This is a genomic window from Mucilaginibacter phyllosphaerae, assembly GCF_004378255.1.
GTDB classification, from domain to species: domain Bacteria; phylum Bacteroidota; class Bacteroidia; order Sphingobacteriales; family Sphingobacteriaceae; genus Mucilaginibacter; species Mucilaginibacter phyllosphaerae.
In genome coordinates this window covers 248,286-271,354 of record NZ_SNQG01000007.1, presented here as the reverse complement: position 1 = coordinate 271,354, position 23,069 = coordinate 248,286, and the positions used below count along the sequence as shown (strand labels likewise).

30 protein-coding genes are annotated in these 23,069 nt (G+C 43.0%); 17 read left to right on the top strand and 13 right to left on the bottom strand.

Annotated features, from left to right (window positions below; translation table 11 throughout):
• Window positions 1–96: 96 nt before the first annotated feature.
• Entirely contained in the window at window positions 97–516 is a 420-nt protein-coding gene (locus E2R65_RS18375; RefSeq protein WP_134337954.1) for a hypothetical protein, read from the top strand.
• Here the strand turns inward: E2R65_RS18375 and E2R65_RS18370 are convergent, their stop codons facing one another.
• Window positions 517–906 (bottom strand): hypothetical protein, encoded by a 390-nt coding sequence (locus E2R65_RS18370; RefSeq protein ID WP_134337953.1) that lies wholly within the window; start codon window positions 904–906, stop codon window positions 517–519.
• 161 nt (window positions 907–1,067) lie between these two features.
• Here E2R65_RS18370 and E2R65_RS18365 point away from each other — a divergent pair, with 161 nt between their 5' ends.
• Window positions 1,068–1,631 carry a DUF6252 family protein gene (locus E2R65_RS18365; RefSeq protein WP_134337952.1) on the top strand — a complete coding sequence of 188 codons (564 nt, stop codon included), beginning with the start codon at window positions 1,068–1,070 and terminating at the stop codon, window positions 1,629–1,631.
• Window positions 1,632–1,640: 9 nt separating this feature from the next.
• On the opposite strand, the gene E2R65_RS18360 is transcribed toward E2R65_RS18365, so the two are convergent.
• Window positions 1,641–2,111: a DUF4112 domain-containing protein gene (locus E2R65_RS18360; protein WP_134337951.1), complete on the bottom strand. Its 471-nt coding sequence runs from the start codon at window positions 2,109–2,111 to the stop codon at window positions 1,641–1,643.
• 336 nt (window positions 2,112–2,447) lie between these two features.
• Between E2R65_RS18360 and E2R65_RS18355 the strand changes: the two genes are divergently transcribed.
• The 3 genes from E2R65_RS18355 to E2R65_RS18345 all read left to right on the top strand — a co-directional run bounded on the left by E2R65_RS18355 (window position 2,448) and on the right by E2R65_RS18345 (window position 3,924).
• Window positions 2,448–2,774, top strand: coding sequence for a DUF6686 family protein (locus E2R65_RS18355; RefSeq protein ID WP_229704609.1), 327 nt, complete (start codon window positions 2,448–2,450; stop codon window positions 2,772–2,774).
• 145 nt (window positions 2,775–2,919) lie between these two features.
• A complete protein-coding gene (locus tag E2R65_RS18350) occupies window positions 2,920–3,099 on the top strand; it encodes a hypothetical protein (RefSeq protein ID WP_134337950.1) in 180 nt (59 codons plus the stop codon).
• Window positions 3,100–3,213: 114 nt separating this feature from the next.
• Window positions 3,214–3,924: a DUF92 domain-containing protein gene (locus tag E2R65_RS18345; RefSeq protein ID WP_134337949.1), complete on the top strand. Its 711-nt coding sequence runs from the start codon at window positions 3,214–3,216 to the stop codon at window positions 3,922–3,924.
• On the opposite strand, the gene E2R65_RS18340 is transcribed toward E2R65_RS18345, so the two are convergent.
• From E2R65_RS18340 to E2R65_RS18325, 4 genes are read right to left on the bottom strand one after another with little or no spacing between them, the layout of a single operon-like run.
• Window positions 3,916–5,172 carry an aspartate kinase gene (locus tag E2R65_RS18340; RefSeq protein WP_134337948.1) on the bottom strand — a complete coding sequence of 419 codons (1,257 nt, stop codon included), beginning with the start codon at window positions 5,170–5,172 and terminating at the stop codon, window positions 3,916–3,918. The genes E2R65_RS18345 and E2R65_RS18340 overlap by 9 nt on opposite strands.
• Window positions 5,159–5,977, bottom strand: coding sequence for a DUF3298 and DUF4163 domain-containing protein (locus E2R65_RS18335; protein WP_134337947.1), 819 nt, complete (start codon window positions 5,975–5,977; stop codon window positions 5,159–5,161). Before E2R65_RS18335 ends, E2R65_RS18340 begins: the two co-directional genes overlap by 14 nt.
• A gap of 2 nt (window positions 5,978–5,979) precedes the next feature.
• Window positions 5,980–6,492, bottom strand: a complete 513-nt coding sequence (locus E2R65_RS18330; protein WP_134337946.1) for a GNAT family N-acetyltransferase — start codon at window positions 6,490–6,492, stop codon at window positions 5,980–5,982.
• A 32-nt stretch (window positions 6,493–6,524) separates the two neighbouring features.
• A complete protein-coding gene (locus E2R65_RS18325; protein ID WP_134337945.1) occupies window positions 6,525–7,205 on the bottom strand; it encodes a YggS family pyridoxal phosphate-dependent enzyme in 681 nt (226 codons plus the stop codon).
• A 43-nt stretch (window positions 7,206–7,248) separates the two neighbouring features.
• Between E2R65_RS18325 and E2R65_RS18320 the strand changes: the two genes are divergently transcribed.
• Genes E2R65_RS18320 through E2R65_RS18310 form a run of 3 tightly spaced genes read left to right on the top strand, consistent with a single transcriptional unit; the run spans window position 7,249 to window position 11,079 of the window.
• On the top strand, window positions 7,249–7,647 hold the full coding sequence (locus tag E2R65_RS18320) for a DUF4296 domain-containing protein (RefSeq protein WP_134337944.1): 399 nt from the start codon (window positions 7,249–7,251) through the stop codon (window positions 7,645–7,647).
• The gene (locus E2R65_RS18315; RefSeq protein WP_134337943.1) at window positions 7,631–9,997 is read left to right on the top strand and encodes an endonuclease MutS2; all 2,367 of its coding nucleotides are present in this window, start codon (window positions 7,631–7,633) and stop codon (window positions 9,995–9,997) included. Before E2R65_RS18320 ends, E2R65_RS18315 begins: the two co-directional genes overlap by 17 nt.
• 11 nt (window positions 9,998–10,008) lie before the next feature.
• Window positions 10,009–11,079 (top strand): GDSL-type esterase/lipase family protein, encoded by a 1,071-nt coding sequence (locus E2R65_RS18310; protein WP_134337942.1) that lies wholly within the window; start codon window positions 10,009–10,011, stop codon window positions 11,077–11,079.
• Between the two features lie 68 nt (window positions 11,080–11,147).
• On the opposite strand, the gene E2R65_RS18305 is transcribed toward E2R65_RS18310, so the two are convergent.
• Window positions 11,148–11,687 carry a hypothetical protein gene (locus E2R65_RS18305; RefSeq protein ID WP_134337941.1) on the bottom strand — a complete coding sequence of 180 codons (540 nt, stop codon included), beginning with the start codon at window positions 11,685–11,687 and terminating at the stop codon, window positions 11,148–11,150.
• Between the two features lie 234 nt (window positions 11,688–11,921).
• Between E2R65_RS18305 and E2R65_RS18300 the strand changes: the two genes are divergently transcribed.
• From E2R65_RS18300 to E2R65_RS18280, 5 genes are all read left to right on the top strand, one after another.
• Complete coding sequence (locus tag E2R65_RS18300; protein ID WP_134337940.1) at window positions 11,922–12,626, top strand: CoA transferase subunit A; 705 nt, start codon at window positions 11,922–11,924, stop codon at window positions 12,624–12,626.
• A 123-nt stretch (window positions 12,627–12,749) separates the two neighbouring features.
• Window positions 12,750–13,406, top strand: coding sequence for a 3-oxoacid CoA-transferase subunit B (locus E2R65_RS18295; protein WP_134337939.1), 657 nt, complete (start codon window positions 12,750–12,752; stop codon window positions 13,404–13,406).
• A 105-nt stretch (window positions 13,407–13,511) separates the two neighbouring features.
• Complete coding sequence (gene rpe, locus E2R65_RS18290) at window positions 13,512–14,162, top strand: ribulose-phosphate 3-epimerase (RefSeq protein ID WP_134337938.1); 651 nt, start codon at window positions 13,512–13,514, stop codon at window positions 14,160–14,162.
• 167 nt (window positions 14,163–14,329) lie between these two features.
• Entirely contained in the window at window positions 14,330–15,397 is a 1,068-nt protein-coding gene (gene serC, locus E2R65_RS18285; RefSeq protein WP_134337937.1) for a 3-phosphoserine/phosphohydroxythreonine transaminase, read from the top strand.
• An 80-nt stretch (window positions 15,398–15,477) separates the two neighbouring features.
• Window positions 15,478–16,431 (top strand): D-2-hydroxyacid dehydrogenase, encoded by a 954-nt coding sequence (locus tag E2R65_RS18280; protein WP_183500414.1) that lies wholly within the window; start codon window positions 15,478–15,480, stop codon window positions 16,429–16,431.
• A 144-nt stretch (window positions 16,432–16,575) separates the two neighbouring features.
• Here the strand turns inward: E2R65_RS18280 and E2R65_RS18275 are convergent, their stop codons facing one another.
• On the bottom strand, window positions 16,576–17,022 hold the full coding sequence (locus E2R65_RS18275; RefSeq protein ID WP_134337936.1) for an acyl-CoA thioesterase: 447 nt from the start codon (window positions 17,020–17,022) through the stop codon (window positions 16,576–16,578).
• A 134-nt stretch (window positions 17,023–17,156) separates the two neighbouring features.
• Between E2R65_RS18275 and E2R65_RS18270 the strand changes: the two genes are divergently transcribed.
• A complete protein-coding gene (locus E2R65_RS18270; RefSeq protein WP_134337935.1) occupies window positions 17,157–17,594 on the top strand; it encodes an Hsp20/alpha crystallin family protein in 438 nt (145 codons plus the stop codon).
• 151 nt (window positions 17,595–17,745) lie between these two features.
• On the opposite strand, the gene E2R65_RS18265 is transcribed toward E2R65_RS18270, so the two are convergent.
• The 5 genes from E2R65_RS18265 to E2R65_RS18245 form a co-directional block, all read right to left on the bottom strand.
• Window positions 17,746–18,180, bottom strand: coding sequence for a hypothetical protein (locus E2R65_RS18265; RefSeq protein ID WP_134337934.1), 435 nt, complete (start codon window positions 18,178–18,180; stop codon window positions 17,746–17,748).
• A gap of 118 nt (window positions 18,181–18,298) precedes the next feature.
• Window positions 18,299–18,508 (bottom strand): hypothetical protein, encoded by a 210-nt coding sequence (locus E2R65_RS18260; RefSeq protein ID WP_134337933.1) that lies wholly within the window; start codon window positions 18,506–18,508, stop codon window positions 18,299–18,301.
• A gap of 162 nt (window positions 18,509–18,670) precedes the next feature.
• Window positions 18,671–18,874 (bottom strand): hypothetical protein, encoded by a 204-nt coding sequence (locus E2R65_RS18255; RefSeq protein WP_134337932.1) that lies wholly within the window; start codon window positions 18,872–18,874, stop codon window positions 18,671–18,673.
• Between the two features lie 84 nt (window positions 18,875–18,958).
• On the bottom strand, window positions 18,959–19,153 hold the full coding sequence (locus E2R65_RS18250) for a hypothetical protein (protein WP_134337931.1): 195 nt from the start codon (window positions 19,151–19,153) through the stop codon (window positions 18,959–18,961).
• A 109-nt stretch (window positions 19,154–19,262) separates the two neighbouring features.
• Window positions 19,263–19,502, bottom strand: a complete 240-nt coding sequence (locus E2R65_RS18245; protein ID WP_134337930.1) for a hypothetical protein — start codon at window positions 19,500–19,502, stop codon at window positions 19,263–19,265.
• A 157-nt stretch (window positions 19,503–19,659) separates the two neighbouring features.
• Between E2R65_RS18245 and E2R65_RS18240 the strand changes: the two genes are divergently transcribed.
• The 3 genes from E2R65_RS18240 to E2R65_RS18230 all read left to right on the top strand — a co-directional run bounded on the left by E2R65_RS18240 (window position 19,660) and on the right by E2R65_RS18230 (window position 22,493).
• Entirely contained in the window at window positions 19,660–20,226 is a 567-nt protein-coding gene (locus E2R65_RS18240) for an RNA polymerase sigma factor (protein WP_134337929.1), read from the top strand.
• A 19-nt stretch (window positions 20,227–20,245) separates the two neighbouring features.
• Window positions 20,246–21,349: a S1C family serine protease gene (locus tag E2R65_RS18235; RefSeq protein ID WP_134337928.1), complete on the top strand. Its 1,104-nt coding sequence runs from the start codon at window positions 20,246–20,248 to the stop codon at window positions 21,347–21,349.
• 115 nt (window positions 21,350–21,464) lie between these two features.
• Window positions 21,465–22,493, top strand: a complete 1,029-nt coding sequence (locus tag E2R65_RS18230; protein WP_134337927.1) for a S41 family peptidase — start codon at window positions 21,465–21,467, stop codon at window positions 22,491–22,493.
• Window positions 22,494–23,069: the final 576 nt, after the last annotated feature.

Sequence of the window (23,069 nt, the reverse complement as noted above, 5' to 3'; positions counted from 1 at the left end):
GAAGAAGATCGTATTAGAAAGTAATTAGAATGCTAAGGTGCCTGCGCTGTTTATCGTTCTAATGATTATTTTTGATTAACCCCTGATTAAAAAATTATGATGACCCGGAATCTAAGATCTTATGCATGTGCCATTTTACCGGCAAGCGCAGGCTGTATTGTATTTTTATTTATTAAATGGTTATTTACCGGTTTTTTACAATGGTTTACTTACGCCGCTGTAGAAAAGCAGCTTTTTTCGTTTTTTATATTTTTTAGCGTAAGCTGGATCCTGTATCGCCTGGCAACAGAGGGGCTGCAGTTAATGGCCGTAAAGATCCACGCGCCATTACATGCAGTACGGTTTATTATTGTTTTACTGTCTGTAAGCGTGGCTGTTGCACTCATGACCTGGATCTTTAGGTTAGAAAGCCAATCGGCAATGTACGTCAGGATCATGTGCCAGCTGCTGATTATTCAAATGCCGGCCATATTTATTTATGATATGGTTAAAAGGCCGGGCTGTTCGCTTGCATAGTTATAACGCAGGCGATGTATTGCCCTTAAGGCGCTTATCCTGGTCAACTATCCGTTCAATCAGTTGGCTGTGCGATGAGCTGTCATCAGCGGCATCTACGTTAATAGCGCCGTAATTGTTAAGCGCGTCAACAGCTTCCTGCGCCTCTCTTGCATTTACGGCGTGCACAGTTACAATGGAGCCATTGCGGCCCAGGGATGCAAAATGCGCTGCCTGCTTTTCATCATCAATAAGGTGATTGAAGAAGTCGGCGATACGGTCTGGCCCTTCTGCCTGTTGCTGATGGGGATGAAGGTCGATATTTTCGTTTGTAAACTCGTTAGCTAATAAATAGGAACTTGCTTCTTCTGCAAGTTCTGCTTTTTCAAAAATGCCTACTACTGTTATCATGGCTAAATAATAAATATCGTTTAAAATTGTTTGCTTTAGTTTAATTATCAAGTATATCAAATAAGTATCAAGCCGTGGGTGATACTTAATATGTTAAAAAATGTGAAAACTATTTTTTTATGCCCAAATCATTTTAGTTTCGCACCAAATTGTATTGTATAATGAAGAAAACCGCACTTTTCCTGCTATTTATCTCTGCCGTATTTTTATCTCAAAGCTGCAAAAAGGATAAAACCACTACCACCACTACCGTAAGCCCAATCTTTCAGGCCAGTATAGGTTCTGTATCCTGGGTACCGGATACCTTAGCCGCCACACTTACCTACAATACAATCACCAAAAAGAAAACTTTTACCGTTACCGGCCAAAAAACGCAAAAAATGATCCAGATTATTTTTACCGACCCAACCTCGGTAGATGACGAAGGCATTACAACGGGCAATTATAAAGTTGATGGTACCCCGTACCTGCAATTTAATTACTCCACCCAGGTTAAGGATGCCTCGGGTAATTACGTGTTTGAGCCATACGGTACTGTGCAGCCAAATTCGGGCACGTTTAATATCAGCAGTATAGACACTGATAAGAAAACCATTACCGGCAGCTTCAACTTTACCGCATCCAAAATTAATTACGATAGCAATGGCAATATTGTATCCATCAACCTTGCTGCGGTAACCAGCGGCAGTATGCAAATTTTGCCTTATACCTTTGTTAGGCAGTAAAAGCCGGCATTACCGGGTAAACAGCCAGTGCAGGGTTATATAGCTGATGTAAAGCGCCGCAGCTAATACCACAAGCAATATCAGCATCAGCAGTACAATAATACCGTTACCGCTGCCCTGATGCTTGCCTTCGCGGTAATGCTCTTTTAATAACCTGATATTGCGGTTGTTCGCTTTAATATAAAAATCAGATACCTGCCCTAACAGGGGTATGGCGCCAACAATAGCATCTATACTGATATTAATAGCCATCAGGATAAGTACCTTGCGGCTTACTCCGTTTTTTGCCATTACATACAGCAAAGATGCCGAAACGATAAACCCCGATACATCACCGGCAAATGGTATAAGGTTAAGGATCGGATCCAGCCCGAAACGGAAGTTGGTACCCGGCAGCCGGAATTTATCGTCCATTACGGATGCCACCCGTTCTACCCATTTCAGCTGGCCGCTTAGTATTACCTGTTTAGATCTGTCCATAATTAAGTAATGGAATAAACAAGTGCGTTAATTGTTTTAATGCCGCATTTATTTACCCGGTATATGAATATCTTCTTGCCAACCCCCCTTTTTTAAGTGACATATTCTCATAACAATCGATAAACAAATTTTTTATTGTTTATTTTTAATTAGTCTAAATAAATATATACTTTTACAGTGTTGGCAGTGCAATAGTAGATCACTTATACTGGCCGACGATTTAAATAGCTATACATTGAAAAACTAAACAATTAAAGATATCAAGTCCTGATTTTGCCCGCAGTTTAAGGAGCGTTGGCTGCGGGCATGCAGGCACCAATTTTAATACCATCCATTATGTGCGAAACCAGGATACTTACCCAAAGGGGCCAATCGGTAATAAGCCATTGCCCTGAATGCAGTATGTTAAACATATGGCACCAGAATTTAATGTTATGCTTTACGCCCGACCAATTTATATCGTTTCATCGCTTTACGCAGGATATGGATTTTGAGGACAGATGTTTCCCATTCCCCGATGGTTCTGAAAGATTGGTACTGTGCACGCCAAACCGTGATATCAATTTTGTATTTACCGAAGCCGAATGGAATGATTTTAACGCCGGTATGCTGGAAGCAATATACCTGATAGAAGTGTACAGGCAACTGGAGGTTGGTAGCTGATTGTCAGTAGATTAAAGCAGGCGGAAATTTCGCACTCAGAGCCAGCTGCGATAATTGCCTGCCGTAAGTACAAAATGGGTACAGTTGTTGCACAGTTATATGCAAAAAGGCTGCAAAGCCAAATTGTAAACTAAAAATAACTGTTATGAAAGCACAGGAGTTTAAGAACAACACAAGCGGCGGACAAGGTTCGCCAACTGCCGACCGTGAATTTAACGATGCCCGGGAAGCACAAAAGCAAAAGGGGATAAGCAATGGCGGCGGCCAGCGATCTGATCAAACATCCAACAAGGATAATAGCCGTAAACGCGAAAACAAACATTAATAAATTAAAATACCCCGTAGGCGCCTTTAGTTAACTAAAGGCGTTTTTTGTAAAGGCCTAAATAAAACGATATAATACAGCCCACCTAAAATTATTTTTTATGTTTGATCTACGATGCCTTTAACCCAGCTTGTTTTTTTAATAGTACTGCTTGCTGCAAGCTTTGCCAGCTACAAAACAGGTAAGCTAACTGCAGGTGGCGCTTTAACCGGCTGGCTCATTAGCCTGTGTATTTACCTGGGCACAGGTTATGCCGGTGTTGCCATGCTGGCTATGTTCTTTTTACTGTCTGTAATGGCAACATCCCACAAAAAGCATCAAAAAAGGAATTTAGCAGGTGATACCCACCCGGAAAAGCGAAACGCAAGGCAGGTATTGGCTAATGGCGGCCTGCCTGCAATATTAGGCTTACTGGCCTTTGTATTGCCCGGTAATGCTTTGCTGGCAAGTATTTTTATGGCTGCTGCACTGGCATCTGCCACGGCAGATACGCTATCGTCAGAAATGGGTATGGTGTATGGCAAAAGGTTTTATGATATCATTAATTTTAAGCCGGGCCACAGGGGAAGCGACGGGGTGATAAGCCTGGAAGGTACCCTAACCGGTATAGCGGGTTCTGTGGTTATTGCCGGAATTTACGCCCACAACTATGGCTGGAGTGCCGGTATCTTCGCTAATATTATTGCAGCAGGTACCATAGGTAATTTAGCCGATTCGGTTTTAGGCGCCACGCTGGAACGGAAAGGGTGGATGAATAACAACGAAGTGAATTTTATGAACACCTTTATTGCCGTAATGGCATCATGCCTGCTGCTTTTATTTTAAAACTATCTGCACGGTATTCCTGCTGGTTTGTTTCATTAAAATATTTTTCCCTGCTGTTACCTCATCAACAAATGCCGGATTGTAGTGCCTTAAAGTAATGAGGGTAAGCGGGTTATTGTACTTTACCTTAAACGCCAGTTTCAATGCATCCAATAGTTTCTCAAACCGGTCGGCAGTATAATCTATACAGGCGGTAAAGCTTAGTGCCGATGTTTGCATTACGTTTACCTTTACATGATGTTTGGCAAATATCCCGAAGATCTCGCTCAGATGGCTTTCAGATATAAACGAGTAATCGTTTGCCGAAACCGATAACAACACCTGGTTTTGCTTTACAATAATAACCGGCTTATCAAATTTATTAACTGCCCCTTCCTTAATAACTGTACCGGCTGCTGCAGGCTCTGTAAAAGGTTTAACCAGCAAGGGGATGCCAGCATTTTGCAATGGTTTTATAGTTTTAGGGTGAATAACGCTTGCCCCGTAATAGGTCATCTCAATCGCTTCCTGGTAGCTTAGTTCGTCAAACTTAATGGTATCGGCAAAATGTTTGGGGTCGGCATTTAAAATGCCCGGCACATCTTTCCAGGTAGTAACAGATTCGGCACAGAGGCAGGCAGCAATGATAGAGGCCGTATAATCAGATCCCTCGCGGCCTAAAGTGGTTGTAAAGTTTTCTGATGTACCGCCTAAAAAGCCCTGCGTTACCACAATGCCCTTGTTTAAAAGCGCCGGGATGTCTTTTTGGATACTTTCACGGGTTTTGTCCCAGTCTACCACACCTTCGCGGTAGGTGTTATCGGTATGGATGTAGCCGCGTACATCCAGCCATTTGCTGGTAATTCCGGTATGGTTAAACCAGGCGTTTACAATGCGGGTAGATACCAGTTCGCCGATGGATACGATCTGGTCATAAATAAAGTCGTAATCATCATGTGGTTCATCCTCAATCGCCCAGTCTATCTCTACAAAGGTATTGGCAATATCATCAAACACCGGGTGGTTCTCGCCAAACAGCTCATGGGCAATGTGGTAATGATAGGCTTTGATCTCTTCCAAGATCTGGTGCATATTATCAGCACCGTTAAAATAAGCGTTTGTAAGCTTTTCCAGCGCGTTAGTTGTTTTACCCATGGCCGATACTACCACTAAAATCTGGCTGCCGGCGTAACTGTTTACTACCTTGCCTAAATTGATAACACCCTGCGCATCCTTAACAGACGCGCCACCAAACTTAAATACCAGCATTTTTATTTACGTATTGTGAAGCGATAGATTTAGGCTTCATTAATTTTTTAATTTCTGCATAGGGGATAATCAGCTCTGTTTGGCCGGCAGCGTAAGGCTTTATCTCATATTGGTTGTAGATATACCTTAAGCCCATTGGGGTGATAGAGTAGTTATCATTTAAGGCGAACTTACCCTTGTCAAAAAAATAGTTATCTGCAAGTGATGCGGTAGCTGTAAGCTTTTCGTTCTTGCGGAAAATGCGCTCGGCAATTTTAGTTAACCCGGGTTGGTAACCGTCTATCAGGATATCGCCAAGCGTAACATTTTTGTCTGTTTTGCCATCCCAGTTAATAAAACCTGTAAAGCTGCCCCCATGTGCACCCCCCTGAAAAACGTAGCCGCCACACTCCAGCGCCACCAGTGCCGAGTCTTGCCCGATAACTTTAACATAGCTATCCAAAGTATAAAACATTTCAGATCTGGGGTCGCTTTTTTTAGCTTCTGCGTATGATCGAATAAATTTCGCAGCCATCGTTTTCAGGCTGGTATCAGCCTTTTCACTCAACATAAACATGGTAAGCAGCTTATGTTTAATGCTGTCGTTTAAAACGGGCTTGCCTTTAAATACCGGGTATTTTAGGTTAACCGCAGTGCAGGCGCTATCCGGTTTGTTGCCGCAATCTGCCGCGCGCTGGTTAATCGTTTGGTAATTATAGGTAAGCGTATCTTTAAAAATGGCGCTGGGCTGGTCTACAGCCGGTTGGCTGTATCTGCAGGCACTTAGCCCTAAAGCAGCTAAAAGCAGTATGGGTGTAATTTTCATCGTTATAAATTAGCTATCTGTTGTTCAGACAGGGATGCATTAAGCCAACCTGCTTCAATATTTGCGCCATATTTTTCATAAAATTTGATAGCGGGCTCGTTCCAGTCTAAAACCTGCCAAACCATGCCGCTAAAGCCAAGCTCGCGCACTTCCTCAAACAAACGGTCAAACAACAGCTTACCGATGCCTTTACCGCGGTGGCTCTCGGTCACGATCAGGTCTTCCAGGTACAGGCGGCAGCCTTTCCAGGTAGAGTAGCGGATGTAGTACAAGGCAAATCCAGCTATTATGCCGTCTGCTTCTACCACAAAAGCTTTCCAAACCGGGTTTTGGCCAAAGCCGGCTTCCTCAAATTCGGTAAGCGTAACGGTTACTTCCTGTGGGGCACGCTCAAAAAGGGCCAGTTCGTGCACCAGTTCCAGCAGGCGCGGGCAATCGGCCTTTACCGCAACGCGTATCTTTAGCCCCCCACCCCCCTGATGGGGGCGTTCTTTATCAGTAGAGTTATCACTCATTTTGTTAATTCTTTAATTCCTTTAATTCCGGTTCAGACACTCTTTTTTGCCCGGCTGCCAAAAATGGTGCTGCCCAGGCGCACCATATTGCTGCCCTGCTCAATAGCGAGCTTATAATCTGACGACATACCCATCGACAGCGTATCAAAAGAGTCTTCCTTACGGAAAAAACTTACCTTAATGCCATCAAAAAAGGTTTTAAGCTCGTAATATTCATCTTTTATCTGCTTATCGCTATCGGTGTTGGTGGCAATGCCCATTAAACCACGTATGCGGATGTTTTTAAGGGCGGTGTATTCTTCGCTGCGTAAAAGTTCAATAGCCTCATCAAAGCCCAAACCAAATTTGGTTTCTTCGTCGGCAATATAGATCTGTAAAAGGCAATCGATCACCCGTTTGTTCTTTTCGGCATGCTTGTTTATTTCTTGCAGCAGCTTCATAGTATCAACAGATTGTATCATGCTGATGAACGGGGCAATATATTTAACTTTATTGCTTTGCAAATGGCCTATCAGGTGCCATTCAATATCTTTTGGTAACTGCTCCTGTTTCTCCACCATTTCCTGCACGGTGTTTTCGCCAAACAAGCGCTGGCCCGCATCGTATGCCTCCTGCAGGTCGGCCGCGGGTTTTGTTTTAGAAACCGCCAGCAGGGCCACATTTATTTCGCCGGTTTCCTTTTTTAAGCTTTTGATACTCTCTGCAATGCTCATTTATCCGTAATTTTGCTTTATATAAACGCCGCTAAATTACAGAATGCAAAAATATATAACCTTGTTTTTTTCAGTATTGCTTTATTTAACTGCCTGCAGAAGCGGCAGCGCACCGCAGGGTGTGCTGAATGAGCCGCAAATGATCAGCCTGCTTACCGATCTGCATATTGTAGACGGATCGCTTTACACCATACCGCAGGTGCCGGATAGCATGTACAAATATGGCAGCGCTAAATATGTTCAATTGTTTAAGCAGCACCATACCACGCCGGGTACTTTTAAAACCAGCCTAAAATATTACGCCACACAGCCGGATAAGCTGCAGGAGATGTATGCTAAAATAGATGTTACGCTAAAAGCTAAGATAGATTCGCTCAATCGTGCCAATGCACCCAAACCACAAACCCCGGTAAAGAATAATAAAAATGCTGTATCCAAATAATAGTGCAGATAAGCTTGGCTTTACCGAGGTTAAAGAACTGATAAAAGCACATTGCCTGAGTGTAATGGGGCAGGACATGGTGGGCAAGATACAGGTGATGAGCAATTATGACCTGATAGCCAAATTCCTGAACCAGGCCAACGAGTTTAAGAACATCCTGCAAAATGATGATGCCTTGCCCATCAACAACTTTTACGATATTAAATCACTGGCAAATAAAGCCCGGATAGAGGGCGCTTTTTTATCCGAAGAGGAGTTTTTTCAGATCCAGGCATCGCTTACTACGGTATTTGCGGTTATAGGCTATTTTAACGAGCGCACCGGTGTTTACCCAAACCTGGAAGCCCTGTTTGAGCATTTGCCGATAGAAAAGGCTATCCTGAAAAAGATAGATGTGGTGATTGACCCGAAAGGCAAGATCCGCCATAACGCCTCGCGTGAATTGATGGAAATAACATCGGGCATTGCCAAAGCCGAGCAGGAAGCGCGTAAAAAGATAGACCAGATCTTTAAGGCCGCATCCGGTAACGGGTGGACGGCAGATGGATCGCTTACCGTGCGCGACGGGCGCATCTGTATCCCTTTGCTGGCCGAAAACAAGCGCAAGCTAAAAGGTTTCATCCATGATGAATCGGCATCGGGCCAAACAGTTTATATGGAGCCCGAGGAGGTTTTCTCGCTCAACAACCGCATCCGCGACCTGGAGTTTGACCGCCGCCGCGAGATCATCAAAATACTGACTGCCTTAACAGATGAACTAAGGCCCTATGCGCCGCTCTTGCTATCTTATCACGGCCTGCTTACCAAGCTGGATTTTGTACGCGCCAAAGCGCTGTTTGCTATTGATATTGAGGCCGAAATGCCAAAGGTGGTTAACGAGGCCAGGCTGAGATTATTTAATGCCCGCCACCCTTTGTTGCTGTTGAGTTTTAAAAAGGACCATAAAACCGTTGTGCCGCTAAATGTTGGGATTGACGAGGGTACACGCATTATTGTGGTATCGGGGCCCAACGCCGGCGGTAAATCTGTTTGTATGAAAACGGTGGGCCTGCTGCAAATGATGGTGCAGGCAGGTTTACTGATACCCGCCGGTGCCGATAGTGTGGTAGGTGTATTTAAGCAGCTTTTTGTTGACATTGGCGATGACCAATCGATAGAAAGCGATTTGAGCACCTACAGTGCGCATCTCTCAAAAATGAAAAAGTTTGTAGAGGATGCCAACGGCAAAACCATGATACTGATAGATGAGTTTGGTACCGGTACCGATCCGCAGTTTGGCGGGCCGATTGCCGAGGCCGTTTTGGAAGCCCTAAATCATAAAAAGGTGAGGGGGATGGTTACTACCCACTATTCAAACCTTAAAATATTTGCCAGCAACACCGAGGGGATTGAGAATGCATCGATGCTGTTTAACAATACCGAAATGAAGCCCCTTTACATGCTGGAGGTTGGCAAGCCCGGCAGTTCTTACGCGTTTGAAATAGCACAAAAGATAGGTTTGCCCCAAAACGTGCTTAACCTGGCTAAAAATAAAATAAGCAGCGGCCAAAAAAAGGTAGATAGTTTGCTGGTTGACCTGGAGCGCGAGAAAAAAGAGATATTTGACACCAAATTAAAGCTGGATAAGCAGCAGCGCCGCGTGGATACCCTGCTTGCCGAGAACGAAGAACTGAAAAGCTTTTTGGATGAGAACCGCAAGAATCTGCTGCGCGAAGCTAAACAGGAAGCCAAAACCATTATATTAAATGCCAATAAGCTGGTAGAAAACACCATTGCCGAAATTAAAAGCAGCAATGCCGATAAAGAGGTAACCAAAAACCTGCGCGAAAATTTAAATAACGAGGTTAAAAAGAATACTGTTAAAACCGAAGCACCAAAACCAACCGCCAAAGCGGATGAAGAGATAAAGCCGGGCGATTGGGTAAAGCTGATAGACGGTGATACCACGGGGCAGGTAATGGAGGTGATAAAAGATAATGTGGTGATAGCCATGGGCGATCTGCGTACGGTGGTGAAGAAGAAACGTGTAGAGAAGGTTGCCAAATCTACCGTGCCTAAAGAGATCGTAAGGCGCAGCAGCAACAGCCATACCAATGATCTGGCTAACTTCAGCCCCGAGATTGATGTACGCGGCATGCGTACCGAAGATGCCTTGTTTGCCATAGAAAAACTGTTTGACCGTGCTTTGATGATGAGTTTTGGCACCCTCAAAGTACTGCATGGCAAAGGCGACGGCATCCTGAGGAAGATGATACGCCAATACCTTAAAAAGTACGATCAGGTTGACCGCATGGAAGATGAACACCCCGACAGAGGCGGGCAGGGTATTACGTATGTTTATTTAAAATAGAAGATATATTGATGATAAAGCAATTCAACTTAATTGTAGTAGCGCTGCTCACCTTTACTGCATTTGGCAGCAACGCACAAACGCTTGTAAACTTTAACAATCCCAAAATTCATTACATGGGCCGCACGCCCGTAACCGATAGCACGGCAGAACTATCGTGGACGGCAGCATCAGTGGTGATCAGGTTTAACGGTACGGCTGTTAAGGCAACCCTGAATGATGAGAAAGGCCTTAATTATTACAATGTTGTTGTTGATAACAAGGTGGCAAAGGTTATGCGTTTAGATAAAGGTAAAAAGGAATATCAGCTGGTAACAGGTTTAAAAGCCGGCCCGCATCAACTGCAACTATTTAAACGCACCGAATACGACTGGGGGCGTACCTGGTTTTATGGCTTAAATATCAGCGGTAAGCTGCTTGCGCCGCCAACATACCGGCATAAAATTGAATATTACGGCGATTCGATAACCTGCGGTATGGCCGATGAGGATACCACGGGTAAAGACAGGGGCGATAACACTTACGAAAATGGATATGCCAGTTATGCCAACGTAGCTGCCAGGTATTTTAACGCCGATGTTAGCTGCATCTCTAAAAGCGGCATTGGGGTAACCATAAGCTGGTTTGACTACGTAATGCCCGATATTTATGACCGCGTATATGCCCATGATACCACCCGCTGGGATTTTAAAAGGTACACCCCGGAATTAGTGGTTGTCAACCTGTTTCAAAACGACTCCTGGCTGGTTAAGAACACCAAGCACGAGCAATTTAAAAAGCTGTTTGGAGATACGCCGCCAACGCCGGAATTTATCATCAGCCGTTATCAATCTTTTATAAAAAGCATCCGTAATAAATACCCAAAGGCAAAAATTGTATGTGCGCTTGGCTCAATGGATGCCACCAAAACAGGTTCGCCCTGGCCGGGATACATACAAAAGGCCATTGCCGGTTTAAATGATAAAGGTATTTATACACACTTTTTTGCCTATAAAAATACCAATGGGCACCCCAGCGTAAAAGAGCAGCAGATTATGGGCGATGATCTAACTGCATTTATCAAAGAGAAGATGAAGTGGTAACTTAATAGAGAATAGTGAGTGGAGAATGGGCAGCAGTTAAAACCACTCATCATTCTCCACTCACTCATTTATTCTCCAACTTTTTGCTGATCGGGCAATTCACCGTATCCGGCAACGTCGCCTTCGCTGTTGGTGCCGGTAGTAGCGCCATCATTGTCTGCTGTACCTTCCTGGTAAGTTTCGCTTTGCTGGTGCTTGTTCTCGTCGGCTTCTTCCTGTTTCGGTCCTTCATTTTCTTCGTCAGATTGCCCTGTGGGGGCGGCGCCTGTAGCTTGGGTGTAATTAGGTTGCCCCAACTGGTTCGGATCTTTAAAGTTGTTATGTTCCGGGTGCTCTTCTGATGGTTCTGTACGTTTAAAATAATCATTCCCATAACCTGCATTTTGCGACGGATTATTTTTGTCATCTCCGGATGGCGTATTGCTGTTCTCTCCAAAGCGATGGCCGCCCGCTCCGTTAGATTCCATGCCGGGTTCTTCACCACTTTTTTCTTCGCTGCCAAACATAAACGTAGTTTTACGCAGGTCTTTCTCTTCCAGGTTGCTATCGTCGTCTACGCGGTAACCCTGTGGTTTATTTTGCTGGTCATTATCATTATACTCTGCCATGATGTTATAAATTGATATATTAGTATAAAGGCTTGAGTTTATTATTTGTTTGTATTTTTTAATTGGAAGTTAATGCCGGGCGCTGTATTCTATTCTATTGATAAATATGTCCCGGTTTTTAGCTGCATCCCGCTGAAGATGGGTAATACATATTATAAAATATTATGCTTGCATAGTATTTTACTGGTAAGGCTGGTTCAAAATGCCTAATTTTACCGCAACCAAAAATAAACCATGAATAAAGTAGTGAGCGGCGCCGACGAGGCCATACGCGATATAGAAGACGGCCATACGCTGATGCTGGGCGGCTTTGGCATGTGCGGCCTTCCCGAAAAAACCATTCTTGCCCTTGTTAAAAAAGGCGTTAAAGATCTTACCTGCATCTCTAATAACGCCGGTGTTGACGATTTTGGGATAGGGCTGTTGCTGCACCGGCGCCAGGTTAAAAAAATGATCTCATCTTACGTTGGCGAGAATGCCGAATTTGAACGGCAGCTATTAAGCGGCGAACTGGAAGTAGAACTGATTCCGCAAGGTACTTTGGCTACCCGCTGCATGGCGGCAGGTTACGGTATGCCAGCCATTTTTACCCCGGCAGGCATTGGTACCGAAGTAGCCGAGGGTAAAGAAGTACGTAATTTTAACGGTAAAGATTACCTGATGGAAATGGCCTTTGATGCCGATTTTGCCATTGTAAAAGCCTGGAAAGGGGATAGGCTCGGCAACCTGGTTTACCGGTCTACCGCCCGCAATTTTAACCCCGTAATGGCTATGGCCGGCAAAGTTACCATTGCCGAGGTAGAAGAATTGGTAGAACCCGGCGAACTTGATCCGGATAATATCCATACCCCCGGCATTTACGTGCACCGTATTTTTAAGGGAGAAAATTACGAGAAGCGAATTGAACAGCGCACGGTAAGAAAGCGCAACCAGTTATAACCATAAACCAATACCATCAAACCCCACGCGTTATGTTGCGACGTACGAAGCAATTTACGGATAGAAAAGCAGCATACCTGTTAAAATTGCTACGCTATCGCAATGGCGCTTAAAATATAAAACATGTTAGATAAAGAAGGCATCGCAAAGCGAATAGCTAAAGAGATAAAAGACGGTTACTACGTTAACCTGGGCATCGGCATCCCAACTTTGGTAGCTAATTATATTCCTGATGAAGTGGATGTGATCCTGCAATCAGAGAATGGTTTACTGGGGATGGGCCTGTTCCCATTTGAGGGGGAAGAAGACCCCGACACCATTAATGCAGGCAAGCAAACCATTACCCGGCTGCCCGGTTCTGCGGTGTTTGATTCTGCCCTGAGCTTTGGGATGATCCGCGCTAAAAAGGTAAACCTTACCATTCTCGGCGCCATGGAGGTATCCGAAAACGGTGATATAGCCAACTGGAAGATCCCCGGTAAAATGGTAAAAGGTATGGGCGGCGCTATGGACCTGGTAGCATCCGCAGAAAATATTATTGTAGCCATGCAGCATGTAAACAAAGCCGGCGAATCTAAACTATTGCCCAATTGTACCTTGCCATTAACCGGCGTTAACTGTGTTAAAAAAATTGTGACCGAATTGGCCGTATTGGATGTTTTACCACAAGGGGGTTTCAGGCTGGTGGAACGTGCGCCCGGCGTAACGGTAGAAGAAATAAAAAAAGCCACAGCCGGTAAACTGATCATTGATGGCGAAGTGCCGGAGATGGTCATCTGAACCTGACTTTTAACAATTAGGTGAATGTGAAGAGAATCACAGAATTCTGTAAATTCTTCTATTCGGTAAATTCTGGTTCAGACAAATTCGCCTATATTTACCGCCATGAACCACCTGATAGCTCCATCTATATTAGCTGCCGATTTTGCAAACCTGCAGCGCGATATTGAAATGATAAATAACAGCCAGGCCGACTGGTTTCACGTAGATATTATGGACGGGATGTTTGTGCCAAATATTTCTTTTGGGTTCCCCGTGGTAAAAGCCACTAAAAAGCATGCTGCCAAACCGCTGGATGTGCATCTGATGATTGTAGACCCCGATCGTTATCTTAAAGATTTTGCGGATGCCGGTGCCGATAGCATTACGGTACATTACGAGGCCTGCCCGCATTTGCACCGTACCGTACAGGCCATTAAACAACTGGGTTGCAAAGCTGCAGTTGCCATTAACCCGGCTACACCTACAGCGCTTTTAAAAGATATTATTGCCGATGTGGATATGGTGCTGGTAATGTCGGTTAATCCTGGTTTTGGCGGGCAAAAGTTTATCGAGCATACCTATACTAAAATAGCCGAAGTTAAAGCTATGAGCGCCAACGCCAACCCAAATCTTTATATCGAGGTAGACGGCGGGGTAGATGGCCACAATATTGCCAAACTAAAGGCAGCAGGCGCCAATGTTTTTGTTGCCGGTAATGCGGTGTTTACGGCTGCAGATCAGCCGGCTTTTATTGCCTCGTTAAAACAGGCATAATTATCATAATAGTAATATAAATTACCTTTAAAGGCATTTGTCTCATCTAAATCTGGTTTTTTATTAAATTATAAAAAATAGTCTATAAAACTTGTCGGATTTATTATCTTCGGCCTTTCTTAATACAAAGTTGATAATTAGTTATTAGTCAAATATAGTTCAACATTATGAAACACAATTTCGGTGCCGGCCCCGGCATATTACCTCACGAAGTTTTAAAACAGGCTGCTGCTGCAGTAATTGATTTTAACGGAACCGGTCTGTCCCTGCTGGAAATTTCACACCGTTCGCCGGAATTTGAAGCAGTATTGGATGAAGCCGTAAAACTGGTTAAAGAACTTTTCGGCGTGCCAGAAGGTTACTCTGTTTTATTTTTACAAGGCGGTGCAAGCACACAGTTTGCATTGGCCCCTTACAACCTGTTGCCCGATGGTGGCAAAGCCGCTTACCTGGAAACAGGTGTTTGGGCAAATAAAGCTTTAAAAGAAGCTAAATTTTTTGGCGAGGTAGAGGTTGTTGCTACTTCAAAAGAAAGCAACTTTACTTACATCCCTAAAGATTTTACCATCCCTGCGGATGCAGCTTATTTCCACATTACATCAAACAATACCATTTACGGTACGCAGTTACAACAGTTCCCAAAATCGCCGGTACCGGTGGTTTGCGATATGTCGTCAGATATATTCAGCCGTAAGGTAAACGTTGCCGATTTTGGTTTGATCTATGCCGGTGCGCAAAAAAACATGGGCCCGGCCGGTGTTACCCTGGTAATTGTTAAGGATGATTTGCTTGGTAAAACCGGCCGTAAAATACCGGCTATGTTTAATTACCAGGTACAGATAGAAGGTGGTTCGATGTATAACACGCCGCCTTGCTTTGCCATTTACGTATCTATGCTTACCCTAAAATGGTTAAAAGCAAAAGGCGGTGTACCGGCTATCGAATCAGAAAATAATGAAAAAGCCAGAGTGCTTTACGAGGAAATAGACCGTAACCCGTTGTTTAAAGCAGTTGCAGTGGTTGAAGACCGCTCACGTATGAATGTTTGCTTTGTTGCCGAAAACCCCGAACATGAAAAACCATTCCTGAAACTTTGCGACGAGAAAGGCATTGTTGGCTTAAAAGGCCACCGGAGTGTAGGCGGTTTCCGTGCTTCTATATATAATGCATTGCCCATCACCAGCGTTTATGTGCTGATTGATGCCATGCGCGAATTTGCTGAGAAAAATAAATAATTACCCCCCTAACCCCCTAAAGGGGGAATAGAATTTTGCTCGCCCTTTAGGGGGCTGGGGGGCTTAACCATTATAAAATCATGATCAAAATATTAGCTAACGACGGTATAGACCCGATTGGTAAAAAAATGCTGGAGGATGCCGGGTTTTTTGTAGAAACCAATAACATCCCGCAGGATGAGCTCCCTGTACGTTTACAGGAGTTTGATGCCATTACTGTACGCAGCGCCACCAAAGTGCGCGCTGCCCTGATAGATGCCTGCCCAAACCTTAAACTGATAGGCCGTGGCGGGGTAGGTGTAGACAATATTGATGTTGACTACGCCAAGGGAAAAGGCATTGGCGTTTACAACACACCGGCTTCATCGTCATTATCTGTTGCAGAACTTGTTTTCGGCCATTTATTTGGCGGCGTGCGTTTCCTGCCGGATAGTAACCGCAAAATGCCGGTAGAAGGTGCAGCCAAATTTAATGACCTGAAAAAGGCTTATGCCAAAGGCGTTGAATTGCGTGGCAAAACTTTAGGCATTATGGGCTTTGGCCGCATAGGCCGCGAGGTAGCTAAAATTGCTATCGGCGTAGGGATGGAAGTTTTAGCTTATGACCTTTTTCCGTTTAACCCCGAAGTTGAGGTGGTTTTAGGTGGGGGCTTTGTGGCTAAGGTTACCGTTAAAACTGCAACTGCCGAAGAGGTGTTTAAACAAGCCGACTTTATTAGTTTACACACACCGTTTGTAGATAAGCCCTTAATTGGCGCTGCAGAATTTGAGATCATGAAAAAAGGTGTTGGTTTGGTGAACTGCTCACGCGGTGGCCTCATCAACGAGTTGGAACTGATAGATGCCTTAAACGCCGGCAAAGTATCATTTGCTGCATTAGATGTATTTGACAATGAGCCGGCTCCCCGCCAGGAGATCCTGTCTCATCCCAAAATATCATTAACCCCGCACATTGGCGCTGCCACAAACGAAGCGCAGGAACGGATTGGTGTTGAACTGGCAGGCCTCATCATTCAGCATTTTCTTAAAAAATAAATAGCTTTGCATATACTAATAAAGCGCCCCAGCTAACAGCATGGGGCGCTTTGTTTTTAATGGTATCTGATCTGTACGGTATCAGCTAATTTGAATACATTCAGGATTGTGGTGTTCAATTAGTTTTTGATGCATCGGGCACGATTAATTTGTGTTCAGGATCAACCTTGGTTCGTCATAATCGATCATGTTTTGGCGGCCCTCTTTTGGGATAGGGACAGATCGGTTAGATGTATAATCATAGCTGATGCAAGTGGTTTTACAGGTTGTGCAAATCTCGTGGCCTTTATCAGTTACCTTGGTCAACACGTGCATCACATCAAAACTGCTGTTACCTATCCGGATAACCCGCACATAGCAAACAAGCACATCATCAATGGTAACCGGTTTTAGATAATTAATCTCCGACCGGCCTATCACGATACCAATTTCCTTTAAATTCCAGCGGGCAACATCGCGCCAGTAATTAAAACGGGCTACTTCAAAATAAGTTAAATATACGGCATTGTTTACATGGCCGCGCGCATCAATATCAGAGAAGCGGATGATTATATCTGTTTGATACTTATAATCTGTTAATTTTTCAGTCATAATAAGACGTTTTGTCTGTAAGATATAAATTTTACAGACAGATTGTCGTGCAAAATTGGATTTTTATCCATTGGTACAACAGTTGAATATAGCTTTATAAATTAATAAAACAAAATTAAAAGGAGATATAAGCCATGACTTTAGTGAAATTTAACAACGGATTAAAAAGCAATGCTCACCCATTCTTTAACGATGTATTCGATTCTTTATTGAATGATTCGTTTATTGGCGACAAATTAGTTAGCCGCGTGCCTGCAGTTAACATTGCCGAGAATGAAAACGAGTTCCATATCGAGTTGGCAGTACCCGGTTTAAAGAAAGAAGATTTTAAGATCAATCTGGATAAAAATATCCTGACCATAGCTGCCGAGAAAAAGGCGGAAGATACAGCCGAAACAAAAAAATACACCAAACGCGAATATAGCTACAGCTCTTTTGTAAGATCCTTCACTTTACCCGATTCTGTAGATCATTCCAAAATAGAAGCTGATTATGCCGACGGTATCTTAAAACTTACCGTAGCAAAAAGAGAAGAAGCTAAATTCCAGACCAGGGAAATAGCTGTAAAATAATAAAATAAGTTTTCCGGGCCTTGGTGATTCAGTTTTGTGTGTAGCGAAGATCCGAAAACATTAAAGTGTTTTCATAAGTTGGTTTAGTAAAAAACCGCCTTCCTAACCGGGGCGGTTTTTTTATACTTTACGGTTTCTGAACGTAGGGTGCCTATTTGATAAGTATATCAACCAGTTTCCAGCTTTTGCGGTCGGCCCAGTCGCCGCCGGTGTAAGATAGTTTAACCTGCCATTCCGATTTGCTCATCCGCCCGCTGCTATCCTGCTCATCAACAGTTGATGAGATGTAATAACTGTTTTGCGCGGTATCGATGGTAGATTCAAAATCACTTTTAGGGAAGCTTGCTGTTGCGGGCTGTTTTAATTTATCATTCACAAAAACTTTGGCTATGGCAAAGGCTTCTTTAGCGTTTGGTTTCCGGTTAACATGCATGCGGCGATTTTGAAACACGCGAAGCATAAAAACAATAAATACCAGCGCAAATAAAATACTGAATATGGTAGCTGTACGTACGTGGGGGCGGCGGCGCCAATGGGTGTTCTTTTTATCTTCTTGGCTTAAATTATTCCATTCGGAGTATTTCATGTATCGGTGCTTTGTGCATTAAACAATTATACAGGCGAATGTTTTTTAAGGGCAAATTAAATGCATAAAAAAACGCCCTGCGAATAAACTCAGGGCGTTTTTTTTAACACAAAAGAAATTACATTTTTTTTGTAGTGTCTTTTTTAGTAGTGTCCATTTTTGCTGTAGTATCCATTTTAGCAGCAGTATCTGTAGTTGCAGCTGAATCCATTTTAGCTGAATCCATTTTAGCTGAATCTGCAGCAGCAGAAGAACCAGAACCTTTACAAGCAGCAGCTGAAACAGCGATAGCCAAAGCTAAGAAAGCGATTTTGAAAGAATTTTTCATCGTTTTTTGTTTTTTAAGTGATTTAATAGTTTTTCACCTGTTAATACCCGAAATAAAAAAAGGTAACCCAATTTTTTAAAAAAAAAATCAGATTACCTTTTAAAAACTAAAAAATTAAAAATTAACGATGTAATTATTTAATTTTTAACTACCTGGGTTAAATTATTTTTTAGTTGTATCTTTTTTAGTAGTGTCAACTACAACAGTAGTATCTTTTTTCACAGTTGAATCAATTACAACAGTAGTATCTTTTTTAGAAGTATCAGCAGCTGAATCAGCAGAAGAAGCTGAACCAGAACCTTTACAAGCAGCAGCAGAAACAGCGATAGCTAAAGATAAGAAAGCGATTTTGAATGAATTTTTCATGTTTTGTGTTATTATAAATTAAAGTATTTTATTCTTGTTTGTTGTTAATACTCCTTTTGTGAAAAGGTAACCCGTTTATTTTTTTTATTTTTTTGTAGTATCAACTTTAACGGTATCAGCACCTTTAACAACAGTATCTTTAGTTACAGTTGAATCAACCTTAACAATAGTATCGTTTTTGGTGCTGTCAACAGTTTCTGCAGGTTTTTTGCTTTCGCAAGATGCAGCGGTAAAAGCAATGGCTAAAGCTAAAAATGTGATCTTGATTGAATTTTTCATGTTTTGAGATTAATGATTTTTGTAGTGTTAATACGCAAAGCATAAAAAGGTAACCCAACAAAAAAGCCCGCATTAACAAATCCGGGCTTCGAGCATACGATTATAATAATTAGCGCGGAAACTCTTGCCGCTTGCGTCCTTGCTTAAGGGTGTCGGTGCCTCCCGATGCTGATTTATCCAGCCCGCTGTCTATACCCGCGGCAGAACCATTTTTACCCCTGGTAGTATCCAGTTGAGCAGAGTCGGCCCGGGTGCTGTCGGGCGGATGGGTAGAGTTATTGCCGCTGCATGCCGCCATACCCAAGCTTACTATTATTGCTGCAAAGCTAATTTTTAGTGAAGTTTTCATACTTAAATATTTTGTTACTAATTATCAGGCTCAAATTTAATGCCGCTATACTATAACAATTAAATCCCGATATTGCAGCTTTGGCCAATGGCCGAACCCCGCACAAAAAAATAAATGATAATGTTGGGTTACAATTAGGTTTAAAAAGTATTAAGTAGTGAATAATCAGATAAATGTGGAGATACCGTCAGATAGTGAAGTGATCATTGGGATACTTAATAATTCTGACAGTGTTTTGAAAAAGTTATACCTGGCTTATTTCCCGATGGTTTTACAGCTTGTTATCAATAATAACGGTGATGAGGATGAGGCCAAGGATGTTTACCAGGAAGCGATAATAGTTCTTTATAATAAGGTTAAGCGGGGCGATTTTGAATTGAGCAGCAAACTAAAAACCTACATATATTCGGTATGCAGGCGTTTATGGTTAAAGCGGCTTAAACAGTTGAACAGGTATGGCGGCGACATTAAAGATTTCCAGGAATACCTGGTGGTTGAGGATGAACTGGAAAAGCACGAAGAACGGGATCTGCAGCTCAACAAAATGGGCGATGCATTGAAACTTTTGGGCGAGCCCTGCAAAACCATTATGGAAGATTTTTATATGCATAGCCGCAGCATGCAGGATATTTGCGAACGGTTTGGCTACACAAATGCAGATAATGCAAAAACGCAGAAATACAAATGTCTGCAAAGGCTGAAAAAATTATTTTTTCAGCAATAACGAGAAGAGGAGTTACAATATGAAAGATGATCAACTTTTAGATATGATAGAGCGCTATCTGAGCGGCGAAATGCCTGCTGCAGAACGCACTCAGTTTGATGCATTATGTAAAAAGGATGCAACGATAAGTGCTAAAATAGCCGGGCATAAAGAATTTACAGGTTTGATGAAGCAATATAACGATCGCTTAAACCTGCAGAACCGATTGGATAAGATCCACCAGGAGATTGATGTGCACATGCTGAAGGACGATCTGATGGCGCATCCGTCATGGGTAGTGCAAATGTGGCGCAATCATCACTCGAAAATATCTGTGGCAGCCTCTGTGGCCATACTTGCCGTGCTGATTATTTTGTATTTTACAGGCGACCTGAGCAACCGCGACCCGCGTTTCCAACAGTTAAAGGCTGATGTGGAGCGTGTGAAGAAAGAGCAGGATAAGCTGGGCGCTAAAACAGATAATATTATTAAAGCTGGTAAAACAACCGGCCCTGCAATCTCTGCTAAATTCAGGGGTACAGGTTTTGCGCTTACCGGTAACGGGTACATCGTAACTAATAACCATGTTGTAAACGGTGCCGATTCTGTTTACGTGCAAAATGCCGAAGGCGAATCATTCCACACCAAAGTAGTTTATACCGATCCGTTGTATGATGTGGCTATCCTGCAGATAAACGATGCGGCTTTTAAAAACCTGGGGGCTGTGCCTTATAGCTTTAAGAAAACCAAAAGCGATTTAGGTGAAGCCGTTTATACCTTAGGCTACCCCGGCGATGATCTTAAATTTGGCCCCGGTGCCTTAACCGCCGGTACAGGTTTCCATGGTGATACTACTGAATATGAGTTGTTTATTCCGGTTAACCCCGGCAACAGCGGCGGCCCTTTATTAGATGATAAAGGCAATATCATTGGGGTAATAAACGGTAAACAAACCCAAACACAAGGTGCTGCTTTTGCGGTAAAATCAAATTACCTTTTAAAAGCCATTCAAAGTATCCCGGCCGATTCATTAAATAAATCGCTTACGCTAAACACCAAAAATACTTTAGCCAACCTAACCCGTACCCAGCAGATCAAAAAACTGCGTAACTATGTGTTTATGGTGAAGGTTTATAATCAGTAAAAATCAACAATTAATATAGCTAAGAGGGATGCAAGAAATTGCGTCCCTTTTTTTTGGGGAAACAGTAACTAATTATCTTCTCTATCGTCTTAATTAAACAGTACTATTGATTTGTATGATGAAATTTAAACTACTTATTTGCCTTTTTATACTTCCGTTTGTAGGTTTAGCTCAAAAGCAATTAACCGGCGCCGATAGTGCCCGCAAGCTTATAGATACGGCCTTGTCTTACGCTAAACAAAATTCCATATACCGCGACAAAATAAACTGGGCTGTACTAAATGATTCTGTACTTAAGCGTAGCGCGGCTGCCAACAGCATTACCGAAGCTATGCCCGCAGTAGCATTAATGTATGAGATGTTGGGCGATTTTCATGGCATGGCTTTATATAATGGCAAAAAATATAAGTGGAATACCACAATTGTAAAGGCAGATAAAGTGCTTTATAAGGAATTGTTTGCTAAATTTAAAAAAGGTAAACCGGCTATAGAAACCACTATGCTGGAAAATGGGTATGGTTATTTATTGATACCCGGAAACAACCCCACCCAACCAGGCGAGATACAGAAGATAGCTTCGCAGATACAAGATTCACTTGCTAAACTTAATCCGTCAAAACTTAAGGGTATTGTTATAGATCTAAGATTAAACACCGGCGGTAATATGTGGCCAATGATATTAGGAGTAGGTAACCTGGTAAGTAAAGGTAAGCTGGGATATTTTATATATCCCGATGCATCTAAAAATGAATCGTGGCTGGTAAAGGATACCAGCATCTATTCGGATACTACAAAAGTATGCACGATAAAGGCCTTGGCCAAAGTAAACCCGAAGATAAAAATAGCCGTATTGACATCACCATACACGGCCAGCTCCGGCGAGGCAACGGTCATTACTTTTAAAGGCCAAAAAAATGCCCGCATTATTGGTGATACTACAGCAGGATATACCACGGCAAACGAGTCTTTTGGGTATTACGGGGTTGAGTTTATTATGGCACAGGCTGCCGAGGCTGACAGAAACGGCAACATCTATTACAAAAATGTACCGCCCGACCAGGATGTTATTGCCGGCGATAATTTTAATGATTTTACTAAGGACGAAAAAATAATAGCTGCCTTAAAATGGTTAAAAGGCAAATAAGGTCATTCGAAGACTTGTCAAAGCGGCTAATGGTTCGACAGGCTCACCATGACATCTGCATTATGTCCGTTTGAGCTTGTCGAAGACTTAGCAAAGCGGCTAATGGCTCGACAGGCTCACCAGGACATCTGCATTATGTCCGTTTGAGTTTGCCAAAGACTTAGCAAAGCGGCTCATGGTTCGACAGGCTCACCATGACAATCCCATCATGTCAGTCTGAGCTTGTCGAAGACTTGTCAAAGCGGCTAATGGTTCGACGGGTTCATCATGACATCTGCATTATGTCCGTTTGAGCTTGTCGAAGATTTAGCAAAGCGGCTAATGGTTCGACAGGCTCACCATGACATCTGCATTATGTCCGTTTGAGCTTGTCGAAGACTTGTCAAAGCGGCCAATGGTTCGACGGGTTCATCATGACAATCCCATCATGTCAGTCTGAGCTTGTCGAAGACTTAGCAAAGCGGCTCATGGTTCGACAGGCTCACCAGGACATCTGCATTATGTCCGTTTGAGCTTGTTGAAGACTTGTCAAAGCGGCCAATGGTTCGACAGGTTCATCATGACAATCCCATCATG